The organism is Kitasatospora sp. NPDC030952 (genome assembly GCF_055571335.1).
This window is the reverse complement of record NZ_JBVIFM010000010.1, coordinates 130,021-143,119: the sequence shown is the minus strand read 5'-3', so window position 1 is coordinate 143,119 and position 13,099 is coordinate 130,021. Positions and strand designations below refer to the sequence as shown.

Below are 13,099 nucleotides of genomic sequence, written 5' to 3'. Positions count from 1 at the left end.
TGAGTGAGCGCAGCGAGCGAATCGTGAACAGGTGCGTGTGGGCGAATGCCCCTGCCGAGCGAAGCGAGGTGGGCGCATGAGTGCCGTCCCCCGCAGGCGGATGGTGCCCGCCTACCTGGCCACCGGAGGCCGCGCCCGCCCCGGCACCGAGGGTTTCGAGCGGCTGACCGTCCTGTTCGCCGACCGGGCCGACCGGGCGGAACCGCCGGCCGACCTCGAACCCGAACACCGTCGGCTCTGGGAGCTGCTGCGTCCCGGCGCGCTGACCGTGGTGGAGGCCGCCGCGCACCTGCGCCTGCCGGTCAGCGCCACCGTCTTCCTGGCGGCCGACCTGGTCGAGGCGGGCTGCCTGCACGCCCGCGCGCCGATCCCGCGCGCCCAGCAGACCGACCGCTCCATCGTCGAGAGGCTCCTCGTTGGACTCCGTGCGCTCCGGTGAGCCCGGCCCCGGCTTCCCCGCCGGGCGGCCGAGCCGGGTGGGCTACCTGCCCGACCGGGACCAGACGCTGATGAAGCTGCTGGTCGCCGGCCCGTTCGGGGTCGGCAAGACCACGCTCATCCGCACCCTCTCCGAGATCGCCACCCTGCACACCGAGGAGGCGATGACCGAGACCGGACGGCCGGTGGACGACCTGGCGGGCCTGCCGGAGAAGTCCACCACCACCGTCGCGGTGGACTTCGGCCGGCTCACCCTGCCCGGCAACACGGTGCTCTACATGTTCGGCACCCCCGGCCAGCGGCGCTTCTTCCCGCTCTGGCAGGACATCGCCCGCGGCGCCCTGGGCGCCCTGGTGCTGGCCGACACCCGCCGGCTGGCCGACTCCTTCGAGATCATGGACATGGTCGAGGAGCAGGGCCTGCCGTACGCCGTCGCCGTCAACCGCTTCCCGGACTCCCCGGCCCACCCGCCCGAGGTGCTGCGCGCCCACCTGGACCTGCACGCGGCGACCCCGCTGCTGCTGTGCGACGCCCGCGAGCGCGGCAGCAGCATCGACGCGCTGATCGCCCTGGCCGAGCACGTCCTCGACACCCTGCCCGTCGGCCTCGACACCCACGAGGGACAGTGACCACCGAAACCCGACCGACCCCGATCTACGGCCCGGTCTTCGCCGCCGACCCCCAGCTGGTGTACGAGCGGCTGCGCCGCCACGGCGCCGTCGCCCCGGTGGAGATCGCCCCCGGGGTCGAGGCCCTGCTGGTCACCGACTACCAGGCCGCCCTGGACCTGCTGCGCGACACCGACACCTTCTCCAAGGACTCCCGCGCCTGGCAGGCGACCGTCCCGCCGAACTCCCCGCTGCTGCCGGTGCTCGGCTACCGCCCCACCGCGCTGTTCAGCGACGGCGCGACGCACGCCCGCTACCGGGCGGTGATCACCGACGGCCTCGCCCTGTTCGAACCGCACCGGCTCCAGCGCCAGGTCGCCGAGGCCGCCCACCAGCTGATCGACCGCTTCGCGGCGGTCGGCAGCGCCGACCTGATCGCCGAGTACGCCCGCCAGCTGCCCGCCTTCGTGCTGACCACCTGGTTCGGGGTGCCCGAGGAGGAGCACGCCGAGGTGGTCGCCGCGATCACCGGGCTGATCGAGTCCACCGCGAAGGCCGGCGCCGCGTACGGGAAGCTCGTCGCGGTGGTCACCGCGATGGTCGCCGAGCGCCGTGAGCGCCCCCGGCACGACCTCGCCTCCTGGTTCGTCACCCACCCGGTCGGGCTGGACGACGACGAGGTGATCCGGCAGATCACCCTGACCATGATTGCCGGGCACGAGCCGACCACCAACCTGATCGGCAACGCCCTGCTGCGCCTGCTCACCGACGCCCGCTACGCCGGCTCGCTGTTCGGCGGCGCGATGACCGCCCACCAGGCGATCGACGAGGTGCTGTGGCACGAGCCGCCGCTGGCCAACCTCTCCGCCCACTACCCGCGCTACGACATCACCTTCCACGGCCGCCAGATCGCGGCGGGCTCGCTGGTGCTGGTCTCGTACGCGGCCGCCAACTCCCAGGCCGCGCCGCCGACCGACGGCGACGGGCTGCGCAGCGGCGAGAGCGCCCACCTGGCCTGGGCGGCCGGCCCGCACGCCTGCCCGGCCCGTGACCCGGCCCTGCTGATCGCGATCACCGCCATCGAGCAGCTGACCAGTCGCCTCAGCGACCTCGAACTCGCCACCCCGGCCGAGGAGTTGCTCTGGCGCCCGGGCCCGTTCCACCGCGCCCTGGTGCACCTGCCGGTCCGCTTCGCACCGCTGGCCGGATAGCCGCTGGCCGGAAAGTCGGGGCCGGACAGCCGGGGCCGGACAGCCGGGTCCGGACAGCCCGAGGGCCCGGACGGAGACCGTCCGGGCCCTGGGCCCGCAACAACAAGCTGCTACTCGGCCGGCCGCAGCGTCAGCGAGATGCTGTTGATGCAGTACCGCTGGTCGGTCGGCGTCCCGTAGCCCTCGCCCTCGAAGACGTGCCCCAGGTGCCCGCCGCACTTGGCGCAGCGCACCTCGACCCGGCGCATGCCGAGCGTGCTGTCCTCGATGTACTCGACCCGGTCCTCGGCCAGCGGCGCGTAGTACGAGGGCCAGCCGCAGTGGCTGTCGAACTTGGTCTCGGAGCTGAACAGCTCCGCCCCGCAGGCCCGGCAGCCGTACACGCCGACCGTCTTGGTGTCGGTGTACTCGCCGACGAACGGCCGCTCGGTGCCCGCCTCGCGGAGCACGTGGTACTCCTCGGGGCTGAGCTGGGCGCGCCACTCGGCCTCGGTCTTCTCGATCTCGTAGCTCATCACGACTCCCGCTCGGCGTACGTCAGACGTTGGAGGCAACGTTCGCGAGGTGCTCCAGAATTTCTGGGCCCAGGTTGGTGACGTCGCCGGCGCCCATGGTGAGCAGCAGGTCGCCCGGGCGGGCCAGGCCGGCCAGCAGGGCGGGGGCGGCGGCGAAGTCGTGCTCGGGGGTGACGTCGGCGCCGGCCCGGCGGGCGGCGTCGATGATCAGCTCGCTGGTGATGCCCGGGATCGGGTCCTCGCGGGCCGGGTAGATGTCCAGCACCACCGAGGCGTCGGCCAGGGCCAGGGCCTGGCCCATCTCCTCGGCGAGCTGCTGGGTGCGGCTGAACAGGTGCGGCTGGAAGACCACCAGCACCCGGCCCTCGCCCTCCAGGCCCTCGCGGATGGCCTCCAGGTCGGCGGTCATCTCGGTCGGGTGGTGGGCGTAGGAGTCGATCACCTGGACGCCGGCCGCCTCGCCCTTGAGCTGCAGGCGGCGGCGCACGCCGGTGTAGGCGCCGAGCGCCTTGGCCAGGTCGGCGGCCGGGACACCCAGCGCGACGCCGGCGGCCAGCGCGGCCACCGCGTTGTGGGCGTAGTGCCGGCCGGGCACCGAGACGGTGAAGGTCAGTTCGGCGCCGTCCAGCAGGACGGTGACCTCGCTGGTCATGCCGTGGGCGACCACGGACAGGACGCGCAGGTCGGCGTCCTCGGCGGCGCCGACGGTGACCACGTTGAGCCCCTCGCGGCCGGCCACCCGGGCGGTCAGCTCGCGGGCGCCGTCGTGGTCGGCGGAGACCACCAGGGTGCCGCCGGGGGTGATCCGGCCGACGAAGGTCTCGAAGGACTCGTAGATCTCGTCGATCGAGGCGTAGTTGGCGTGGTGGTCCAGCTCCACGTTGAGCACGATCGCCACCTCGGGCGCGTACTTGTGGAAGCTGCGGTCGCTCTCGTCGGCCTCGGCGACGAAGATCTCGCCGGCGCCGTGGTGGGCGTTGGAGCCGGGGGCGTCGAGGTCGCCGCCGATCGCGTAGGACGGCTCCAGGCCCAGCTCGCCGAGGGCGACGGCGAGCATGCTGGTGGTGGTGGTCTTGCCGTGGGTGCCGGCCACCGCCAGCGCCCGGCGGCCGCCCATCAGCGCGGCCAGCGCGTCGGAGCGGTGCACCACCGGGATGCCGCGCTCGTGGGCGGTGACCAGCTCCGGGTTGTCGGCGCGGATCGCGCTGGAGACCACGATGCTGCTGGCGCCGTCCGGCACGTGCTCGGCGGCGTGGCCGACGTGCACCGTGGCGCCGAGGGCGCGCAGCGCGAGGACGGTCTCGGACTCCTTGGAGTCGCTGCCGGAGACGCTGGCACCGCGCACTGCGAGGATCTTCGCCAGGCCGGACATCCCGGCGCCGCCGATGCCGATGAAGTGCGGGGCGTGCAGGTCGTGCGCGGCGTCGTTCAAGGCGTGGCTCCGTACGGGCGATGGCGGTGTGGGCAGATGGGTCCGGCGGGGTGCGGGACGCGCGAGAGGTGGGACGCGTACGAGACGCGCGAATCGTCCTCGCGGACGGACCGCAAGGACGATTCTGCACCACCGGCGCGCGGTGCCACACGGGGCTACGAGTCGCTGGCGAACAGCCTCAGCACCGGCACCCCCACCTTGTGGCGGGCCTGGGAGGCCCAGTCGCGGTGGAAGAACTCCTCCACGAAGTGCGGTGAGGTGAGCACCACCACCTCGTCGGCCCGGTGCTCCTCGACCGCCGCGCGCAGCCGGTCCAGCGGCTTCTCCTCGACCAGCTCGCCGATCGCCTCGGCCCCGGCCCGGCGCAGGTGGCGCAGGCTGTGCTCGAGCGATTCGCCGGCCACGGTCGGGCCGCCCTCGGACTCGTCGTGCTCGTGCACCACCTTGTCGAGGTGGCCGAGGGCGACGTCGTCGAGCGCCCGCAGCAGTTCGTCCTGCTTGCCGCGCGGCTGCATCAGGACGACGAAGGACACCTTCTCGTCGCTGTGGAGCGTGGTGACCAGCTCCACGTCCGCGTCCGAGAGCGCCTTTTCGATCATCAGTACCGTCTTGAACACGTGAGTCCCTTCCAGTGGCCGGCCCCCGGGCCCCGGCATCGCATAACGGGATCACGATCGGGGGGTCACGGGGTCATCCGAACCCAGGTGACGCAGGTAGCGGGTGAAGAGGAATCCTTTCTGCTCGATCAATGAGACCAGCCGCATCCGCTGCACGTCAGGCATTTCCGCATCGCGGACGATGCGCGGCGCGTCGCCGCCGGTGAGCAGCGGGGCCAGCGACAGGCACAGCTCGTCCAGCAGGTCCGCCGCCGCCAGCTGGCCCAGCAGCCGCGGCCCGCCCTCGGTCAGCAGCCGCGTCCAGCCCCGCTCCACCAGGGCCGCCACGCCCGCCCGCAGGTCCACCGAGCCGCGCCCGGCGAGCACCAGGTCGGCCACCGCGGCGACCTCCCGGCGGCGCTCCTCGGGGGCGTCCTCGACGGTGATCACCACCGTCCTGACCAGCGGTTCCGTGAACAGCGGCGCACCCAGGTCGAGGTTCAGCGAGCGGCTCACGATCGCGATCGCCGGGGCCGCGGACTGCCCCGCCGCCGCCCGCGCGGCCGCGAACTCCCGGCGGGCCCGGGCCGGCCGGTAGCCCTCCGCCCGGACCGTCTCGGCGCCCACCAGCACCGCGTCCGACAGGGCCCGCAGCACCCCGAAGATCCGCTTGTCGGCGTCGCCGGACAGCCCCTCGGACAGTCCGTCGAGCTTCGCCCCGCCGTCCAGCCCGGCCACCATGTTGGCGCGCAGCCAGGGGCGCCCCCGATTCACCTGGTCGGGGTACGCGTAGACGGCGGCGAGCGATTCCAGGTCGGACGGATCCGCGACCGGAGCGCCCAGCGGGCTGATCAACTGTTGCATGCCCTCAGTGTTCCACCGCGGGCCCGCCGAGGGGGGCCGGGAGCCGGTTCGGAGGGGGCGGGGGCGGGGCGTACCCTCTACTAACGTGCCCGCAGCCTCCCGCCCCGCCACCGCGACCGAGTCGATAGCCGCCGCGAGCCCGGCCGGCGCCCCGATCGCACTCACCGACCGCCGCCCCGTCGTGCCCGCCGAGCGGCTGGTCGCCGAGATGGTCCCGCCGCCCCGGTTCGCCGACGTGAGCTTCGGGACGTACATCCCGGACCAGACCCAGCCCAGCCAGTACGAGGCCGTCCAGGTCCTGGAGCAGTTCGCGGCGACCCTCGGCGGAGGAAACGGTTCCGCGCCCAAGCGCAGCTGGTTCCGCCGCTCCGCCCCGGCGCCCACCGGCCCGGCCGGGGTCTACCTCGACGGCGGCTACGGCGTCGGCAAGACCCACCTGCTCGCCTCGCTCTGGCACGCCGCCCCCGGCCCCAAGGCCTTCGGCACCTTCGTCGAGCTGACCAACCTGGTCGGCGCGCTCGGCTTCCAGCAGGCCGTCCGGACCCTCTCCGGGCACACCCTGCTGTGCATCGACGAGTTCGAACTGGACGACCCGGGCGACACCGTGCTGGTCTCCACCCTGCTCGGCCGGCTGGTCGAGAACGGCGTCAAGCTGTGCGCCACCTCGAACACCCTGCCGGAGAAGCTCGGCGAGGGCCGCTTCGCCGCCGCCGACTTCCTGCGCGAGATCCAGGGCCTGTCCGCGCACTTCCGCCCGATGCGGATCGACGGCCAGGACTACCGCCACCGCGGCCTGCCCGACGCCCCGCCGCCGTACGCCGACGACGTAGTCGAGGCCACCGCCGCCCGCACCCCCGGCGCCTCGCTGGACGACTTCGACGCCCTGCTCGCCCACCTCTCCGCCGTCCACCCCAGCCGCTACGGCGCGCTGCTGGACGACGTCTCGGCGGTCTGCCTGCGCGGCGTGCGGCAGGTCGACGACCAGTCCACCGCGCTGCGCCTGGTCGTCCTCGCCGACCGGATGTACGACCGCGAGCTGCCCATCACCGCCTCCGGCCTGCCCTTCGACCAGGTCTTCCCGGAGGACATGCTGCGCGGCGGCTACCGCAAGAAGTACCTCCGCGCCGTCTCCCGCCTGGTCGCCCTCGCCCGCGACAGCGCCAAGCTGGGGTGAACTCCTTCCGGGGCGGGGGCCACGAGCTCGAACTCGGCAACGGCGCCACCGAGGCGCTGGTCGAGGTCCTGATGCTCGCGGTCACCGCCCTGGCCCGGGAGGACTGGCACCACGCCTTCGCCGCCGAGCTGGCCGGCCAGGACCAGTACCTGATGGGCCGCGGCGCGGTCGGCCTCGACCTCGACGCGCTCGACTGGGGCCCCGACCCGGAACGCGGCCGCGCCTTCGCCCTCGACGTCGTCGACCTCGCCCTCACCCGCCACCGCTGGGACGAGCTGGGCTACCACCCCGCGTACGCCGAGGCCGACCTCCGGGCCCTGCGCCGCCTGCTGACCGCCCTGCGCCCCGCCCCCGGCCCGCCCGCCGGGGCCGCCGAGCCCGCTGAGGTCATGGCCGCCTCCTGCCGCCACCACCGCATCCTCACGCCCGTCCCCTGGTACCCCGCCTGCGTCCGCTGCTCCTCGGCCTGAGCGGAACGGCGCCGGTTGTCAGTGCCGGGCCGTACGGTTGGAAGCGTGCGTCCCATCACGAGTATTGAGCGGTCCGTGGCGCCCTTCGAGGTCGTCAGCCCCTTCCAACCGAACGGTGACCAGCCGGCGGCGATCGCCGAGCTGGAACGGCGGATCAGGGCGGGGGAGAAGGACGTCGTGCTGCTCGGTGCCACCGGCACCGGCAAGTCGGCCACCACGGCCTGGATGATCGAGAAGCTGCAGCGCCCCACCCTGGTGATGGCGCCGAACAAGACCCTGGCGGCCCAGCTGGCGAACGAGTTCCGCGAGCTGCTGCCGAACAACGCGGTCGAGTACTTCGTCTCGTACTACGACTACTACCAACCCGAGGCGTACGTCCCGCAGACGGACACCTACATCGAGAAGGACTCCTCGATCAACGAGGAGGTCGAGCGGCTGCGGCACTCGGCGACCAACTCGCTGCTCACCCGCCGCGACGTGATCGTGGTCGCCTCCGTCTCCTGCATCTACGGCCTCGGCACCCCGCAGGAGTACGTGGACCGGATGGTCCCGCTCAAGGTCGGCCAGGAGATCGACCGCGACGTGCTGCTGCGCCGCTTCGTGGACATCCAGTACGCCCGCAACGACGTGGCCTTCACCCGCGGCACCTTCCGGGTCCGCGGCGACACCATCGAGATCTTCCCGGTCTACGAGGAGCTGGCCGTCCGGATCGAGATGTTCGGCGACGAGATCGAGTCGCTCTACACCCTGCACCCGCTCACCGGCGAGATCATCAGCCAGGACGAGCAGATCTACGTCTTCCCCGCCTCGCACTACGTGGCCGGCCCCGAGCGCATGGAGCGGGCGATCACCGGCATCGAGCAGGAGCTGGAGCAGACGCTCGCCAAGCTGGAGAAGCAGGGCAAGCTGCTGGAGGCCCAGCGGCTGCGCATGCGCACCACCTACGACATCGAGATGCTGCGCCAGATCGGCACCTGCTCGGGCGTCGAGAACTACTCGATGCACTTCGACGGCCGTGAGCCCGGCTCGGCGCCGAACACCCTGCTGGACTACTTCCCGGAGGACTTCCTCCTGGTCATCGACGAGTCGCACGTCACCGTCCCGCAGATCGGCGCGATGTACGAGGGCGACGCCTCGCGCAAGCGCACCCTGGTCGAGCACGGCTTCCGGCTGCCGTCCGCGATGGACAACCGCCCGCTGAAGTGGGAGGAGTTCCTGGGCCGGGTCGGCCAGACGGTGTACCTGTCGGCGACGCCGGGCCCCTACGAGCTGTCGCGCGGCGACGGGCAGGTCGAGCAGATCATCCGCCCGACCGGTCTGATCGACCCCGAGGTGATCGTCAAGCCGACCGAGGGCCAGATCGACGACCTGGTGCACGAGGTCCGCAAGCGGGTCGAGCGGGACGAGCGGGTCCTGGTCACCACGCTGACCAAGAAGATGGCCGAGGACCTCACCGACTACATGCTGGGCCTGGACATCCGGGTCCGGTACCTGCACAGCGACGTGGACACCCTGCGCCGGGTGGAGCTGCTGCGCGAGCTGCGGGCCGGCCGGTACGACGTGCTGGTCGGCATCAACCTGCTGCGCGAGGGCCTGGACCTGCCCGAGGTGTCCCTGGTGGCGATCCTGGACGCGGACAAGGAGGGCTTCCTGCGCTCCGGCACCTCCCTGATCCAGACGATCGGCCGCGCCGCCCGCAACGTCTCCGGCCAGGTGCACATGTACGCGGACCGGATCACCCCGTCGATGGAGAAGGCGATCGACGAGACCAACCGCCGCCGGGCCGTGCAGCAGGCCTACAACAAGGAGCACGGGATCGACCCGCAGCCGCTGCGGAAGAAGATCGGCGACATCCTGGACACCCTGGCCCGCGAGGACGTGGACACCGACGAACTGCTCTCCACCGGCTACCGGGGCCAGGGGAAGGGCAAGGCCCCGGTGCCGATGCTGGGCGGGGAGCGCAAGCCCGCCAAGTCGCTGCCGGCCGCCGAGCTGGCCGAGCTGATCCAGGAGATGACGGACCGGATGCACACGGCCGCCGCGGACCTCCAGTTCGAGGTGGCGGCCCGGCTGCGCGACGAGGTCAAGGAGTTGAAGAAGGAGCTGCGGCAGATGCGCGAGGCCGGTGTGGCGTAGCCACACCGTCGGGGCGCCGCCTTTCCCCGTCCGCGCGGGGGTCAGCCGCGCGGAGGTGTCTCATCCTTGCCACAAACAGGGAAACGTGGGGGAGACGGTGGTGCCGCAGGCCCTAGGCTGGCCTGCGGCATCGCGCCCTCGGGACGGGGTCGCGGGCCGTCAGCAGAGGGGGCCTCAGCCGGGGGACGGCGACGGGGTGTTCCACCGGGGAGCCGTGCGGCAGCGACCGCGTGGCCGGCAGAGAGGACAACGTCGTGTCGGTGAACCTGGCCAAGGGGCAGCGGGTGAGCCTCCAGAAGGGGGCGGGCGCCACCCTGACCGTGGTGCGGATGGGGCTGGGCTGGCAGGCCGCCCCGAAGCGGGGCCTGTTCGGCAGCCGGACCAGGAAGATCGACCTGGACGCCTCGGCACTGCTGTACGCCGAGAAGACCCCGTCCGACGTGGTGTTCTTCCAGCACCTGGAGTCCACCGACGGTTCGGTGCGGCACACCGGGGACAACCTGGAGGGCGGTTCGGGGGACGAGGACGACGAGGCGATCCTGGTCGACCTGATGCACGTGCCGCCGCACATCACCCAGGTGGTGTTCACGGTCAGCTCGTACACCGGGCAGACCTTCGCCGAGGTGCGCCAGGCGCACTGCCGGCTGGTGGACGAGGCCACCGGGGTGGAGCTGGCCCGGTACGAGCTGGCGGGCGGCGGGCCGCACACCGGGCAGATCATGGCGAAGGTGGTCCGGGACGGCAACGGCGGCTGGGAGATGCAGGCGATCGGCGCACCGGCCAAGGGCCGGACCTTCCAGGACCTGCTGCCGGCGATCGACCCGTTCCTCTAGCCCCCGGCGGCCCGCCCGCGGGGCCGTCCTTTACCTTCTTTACCTTTCTTTGCCTTCCCTGTTACTCTCGATGGCAGCGGAGGGGAGTATTCCCCAAGCAGTCGACCCCGTCATCACGGGCGCCCGTCGCGGCGCCCCGGGGCACTGGTCCGGCGCGGGCACGGCCCGACGGGCGGAAGAGACCTCCGGCAGTGACGATGTCTGTCTCGCCTAGCTGCCGGAGGAGCAGTAATGGACGTTTCCGTGACCATGTGGGCCACCACGATCGGTGTGCTGATCGCACTGATCGTGGCGGACTTCTTCATCGGCGGGCGCAAGCCGCACGAGGTCTCGATCAAGGAGGCCGGGATCTGGACGGTCGTCTGGGTCGTGCTGGCGCTGCTCTTCGGCGGCTTCCTCTGGTGGCACTCCGGCGGGCAGCCGGCGGGTGAGTTCTTCGCCGGCTACATCACCGAGAAGTCGCTCAGCGTCGACAACCTCTTCGTCTTCATCCTGATCATGGGCAAGTTCGCGGTGCCGCGGATCTACCAGCAGCGCGTGCTGATGTTCGGTGTGATCATCGCGCTGGTGCTGCGGGCGGTGTTCATCGCCGGCGGGGCCGCGCTGGTCACCCAGTTCTCCTGGGTGTTCTTCATCTTCGGCGCCTTCCTGATCTGGACCGCCTGGAAGCTGGTCAAGGAGGCCGGGGCCGACGAGGAGGAGGAAGAGTTCGAGGAGAACCGGCTGCTCAAGTCGATCACCCGGCGCTTCCCGGCGACCGACGAGTACCGCGGCACCAAGCTGTTCGTCCGGGAGAACGGCCGCCGGCTGATCACCCCGATGCTGATCGTCATGCTGGCCATCGGCACCACGGACGTGCTGTTCGCGCTGGACTCGATTCCGGCCATCTTCGGCCTCACCCAGGACCCGTACATCGTCTTCACCGCCAACGCCTTCGCCCTGATGGGCCTGCGCCAGCTGTACTTCCTGATCGGCGGGCTGCTGAAGAAGCTGGTCCACCTGAGCTACGGCCTGTCGGTGATCCTCGGCTTCATCGGAGTGAAGCTGGTGCTGCACGCGGCCCACGAGGCCGGCGCGAACGTCCCGGAGATCGGCATCCCGGTCTCGCTCGGCTTCATCGTGGTGGTGCTGGCCGTGACGACGGTGACCAGCCTGATGGCCTCGAAGAAGGCCGAGCAGGCCGAGCAGGCCGAACAGGCCGGGCAGGCCGAGCCGGCCGGGCGGCAGGAGCAGGAGAAGCTGGACGCCTGAGCCTCCCGAAGAGCCACGGAGGGCCCCCGCGACGCGCACCGCGCCGCCGGGGCCCTCCGCGCGTCCGGGCGGGCTACCAGCCGCGCTCGCGCCACTCGTCGAGGTGCGGGCGCTCCGCGCCGATGGTGGTGTCGTTGCCGTGGCCCGGGTAGACCCAGGCCTCGTCCGGCAGCACGTCGAAGATCTTCTCGTTGACGTCCCGGAACAGGCTCTTGAAGGCCTCCGGGTCGCCCCAGGTGTTGCCGACGCCGCCCGGGAAGAGGCAGTCGCCGGTGAAGACGTGGGGGTGGCCCTGGGGGTCGTCGTAGATGAGCACGATGGCGCCCGGGGTGTGCCCGACCAGGTGCCGGACGGTGAGCTCGACGTCGCCGACCCGCAGCTTGTCGCCGTCCGAGAGCAGCAGCTCGGTGGGCACGTCGATGCCCTCGGCGTCGTGCTGCCCGGCGGCGGTGCGGGCGCCGGTGGTGGCGACCACCTCGGCGAGCGCGCCCCAGTGGTCGTGGTGCCGGTGGGTGGTGACCACGGTTTCGAGGTCGTCCCCGACGGTCTCCAGCAGCACCGGGGCGTCCGCGGCCGCGTCGATCAGCAGCTGCTCGTCGGTGGCCCGGCAGCGCAGCAGGTAGGCGTTGTTGTCGTACGGGCCGACGGCCACCTTGGTGATGATCAGGTGGGCCAGCTCCCGCACGTCCGGCGGTCCGCCGACCTTGACCGCTCCGTGGTACGTCATCCGTCCGCTCCTCGTCCGGGTCCGGCTACTACAGGGTTCAGGATCATCCTCGCGCCGTCAGCCCAGCGGGGGAAGCTGGGGGAGCGCGGTGTCGGGGGTGCGGCTCAGGTCGGCGCCGTCGGAGCGGCCGGAGAGCCAGGCGAGCAGGGCGCGGACGGGGCCGCGGACGGTCAGGGCGGGCTCGCCGGAGCCGATCAGGCCGATGTCCTTGGTGTCCTCGGCGGTCAGCTCGACGCGGGGCAGCTCGGCGCCGTGCAGCCGCTGGGCGAGCTTGTGGAACTCGGTGACGGCGAACTCCTCCGGCCAGCGGGCGGGGGTGTAGTCGGCGCCGAGGTCGACCAGGTGGTACTCCAGTTCGCCAAGGCGCTTCCAGACGAGTTCGCACGCGGGGAAGACCGCGCCCGAGCGGTGGCGCACCTCGGCGGCCCAGTCCTCGTCGGTCATCAGGGCGGCGGCCTCGGCGAAGCGCTCGTGGGACTCGCGCAGGTCGGCGAGCTGGGCGTCCAGCGGGCGGCCGGCGCCGTCCTGGATGCCCTGCTCGCGGGCCTGCTCGCTGGCGTACTGGGGGATGTCGGTGCCGGTGCGGACGCCGGTCAGCAGGTTGACCAGGGAGTCGGCGTTGCGGGCGAGGTGGGCGAGTACGTGGCCGCGGGTCCAGCCGGGGAGGGCGGAGGGCTCGGCGACGGCGTCGGGCTTGAGCTGGGCGACGGTCTCCAGCATGGCCCGGGTGCTGTCCTCGACCAGGCCCAGGTGCTCGGCGGCGACGGAGGCTGCGGACTGCGGGTCGGTCATCGGATCTGCCTTCTGTACGGGACGGCGCGTTGCCCGGAGCGGGCCCCGCTCG

At 72.2% G+C, this 13,099-nt stretch carries 14 protein-coding genes; 8 read left to right on the top strand and 6 right to left on the bottom strand.

Annotation, left to right across the window (positions count from 1 at the left end; translation table 11 throughout):
- Positions 1 to 76: 76 nt before the first annotated feature.
- The 3 genes from ACZ47G_RS19455 to ACZ47G_RS19445 all read left to right on the top strand — a co-directional run bounded on the left by ACZ47G_RS19455 (position 77) and on the right by ACZ47G_RS19445 (position 2,257).
- The gene (locus tag ACZ47G_RS19455) at positions 77 to 439 is read left to right on the top strand and encodes a DUF742 domain-containing protein (protein ID WP_465744206.1); all 363 of its coding nucleotides are present in this window, start codon (positions 77 to 79) and stop codon (positions 437 to 439) included.
- A gap of 70 nt (positions 440 to 509) precedes the next feature.
- Positions 510 to 1,067: a GTP-binding protein gene (locus ACZ47G_RS19450; RefSeq protein ID WP_380461870.1), complete on the top strand. Its 558-nt coding sequence runs from the start codon at positions 510 to 512 to the stop codon at positions 1,065 to 1,067.
- On the top strand, positions 1,064 to 2,257 hold the full coding sequence (locus ACZ47G_RS19445) for a cytochrome P450 (RefSeq protein WP_465744204.1): 1,194 nt from the start codon (positions 1,064 to 1,066) through the stop codon (positions 2,255 to 2,257). The genes ACZ47G_RS19450 and ACZ47G_RS19445 overlap by 4 nt, the downstream gene beginning before the upstream one ends.
- Before the next feature lie 110 nt (positions 2,258 to 2,367).
- Here the strand turns inward: ACZ47G_RS19445 and msrB are convergent, their stop codons facing one another.
- The 4 genes from msrB to ACZ47G_RS19425 form a co-directional block, all read right to left on the bottom strand.
- Positions 2,368 to 2,772 carry a peptide-methionine (R)-S-oxide reductase MsrB gene (gene msrB / locus ACZ47G_RS19440; RefSeq protein ID WP_380461852.1) on the bottom strand — a complete coding sequence of 135 codons (405 nt, stop codon included), beginning with the start codon at positions 2,770 to 2,772 and terminating at the stop codon, positions 2,368 to 2,370.
- Between the two features lie 22 nt (positions 2,773 to 2,794).
- Positions 2,795 to 4,204, bottom strand: coding sequence for a UDP-N-acetylmuramate--L-alanine ligase (murC, locus tag ACZ47G_RS19435; RefSeq protein ID WP_465744202.1), 1,410 nt, complete (start codon positions 4,202 to 4,204; stop codon positions 2,795 to 2,797).
- Positions 4,205 to 4,359: 155 nt separating this feature from the next.
- Complete coding sequence (locus tag ACZ47G_RS19430; RefSeq protein ID WP_188308921.1) at positions 4,360 to 4,821, bottom strand: indole-3-glycerol phosphate synthase; 462 nt, start codon at positions 4,819 to 4,821, stop codon at positions 4,360 to 4,362.
- Positions 4,822 to 4,872: 51 nt separating this feature from the next.
- Positions 4,873 to 5,664 (bottom strand): pyrimidine reductase family protein, encoded by a 792-nt coding sequence (locus ACZ47G_RS19425; protein WP_465744199.1) that lies wholly within the window; start codon positions 5,662 to 5,664, stop codon positions 4,873 to 4,875.
- Between the two features lie 124 nt (positions 5,665 to 5,788).
- On the opposite strand from ACZ47G_RS19425, the gene zapE reads away from it, so the two are divergent.
- From zapE to ACZ47G_RS19400, 5 genes are all read left to right on the top strand, one after another.
- Entirely contained in the window at positions 5,789 to 6,838 is a 1,050-nt protein-coding gene (zapE, locus tag ACZ47G_RS19420; protein ID WP_465744414.1) for a cell division protein ZapE, read from the top strand.
- On the top strand, positions 6,835 to 7,308 hold the full coding sequence (locus tag ACZ47G_RS19415; RefSeq protein ID WP_465744197.1) for a hypothetical protein: 474 nt from the start codon (positions 6,835 to 6,837) through the stop codon (positions 7,306 to 7,308). The genes zapE and ACZ47G_RS19415 overlap by 4 nt, the downstream gene beginning before the upstream one ends.
- A gap of 45 nt (positions 7,309 to 7,353) precedes the next feature.
- Positions 7,354 to 9,444 carry an excinuclease ABC subunit UvrB gene (gene uvrB, locus ACZ47G_RS19410; RefSeq protein ID WP_465744195.1) on the top strand — a complete coding sequence of 697 codons (2,091 nt, stop codon included), beginning with the start codon at positions 7,354 to 7,356 and terminating at the stop codon, positions 9,442 to 9,444.
- A gap of 254 nt (positions 9,445 to 9,698) precedes the next feature.
- On the top strand, positions 9,699 to 10,277 hold the full coding sequence (locus ACZ47G_RS19405; RefSeq protein WP_465744193.1) for a TerD family protein: 579 nt from the start codon (positions 9,699 to 9,701) through the stop codon (positions 10,275 to 10,277).
- A gap of 231 nt (positions 10,278 to 10,508) precedes the next feature.
- On the top strand, positions 10,509 to 11,528 hold the full coding sequence (locus ACZ47G_RS19400; RefSeq protein WP_465744191.1) for a TerC family protein: 1,020 nt from the start codon (positions 10,509 to 10,511) through the stop codon (positions 11,526 to 11,528).
- A gap of 73 nt (positions 11,529 to 11,601) precedes the next feature.
- Here the strand turns inward: ACZ47G_RS19400 and ACZ47G_RS19395 are convergent, their stop codons facing one another.
- A complete protein-coding gene (locus ACZ47G_RS19395) occupies positions 11,602 to 12,255 on the bottom strand; it encodes an MBL fold metallo-hydrolase (RefSeq protein WP_465744190.1) in 654 nt (217 codons plus the stop codon).
- 57 nt (positions 12,256 to 12,312) lie between these two features.
- The gene (locus ACZ47G_RS19390) at positions 12,313 to 13,047 is read right to left on the bottom strand and encodes a maleylpyruvate isomerase family mycothiol-dependent enzyme (RefSeq protein WP_465744189.1); all 735 of its coding nucleotides are present in this window, start codon (positions 13,045 to 13,047) and stop codon (positions 12,313 to 12,315) included.
- Positions 13,048 to 13,099: the final 52 nt, after the last annotated feature.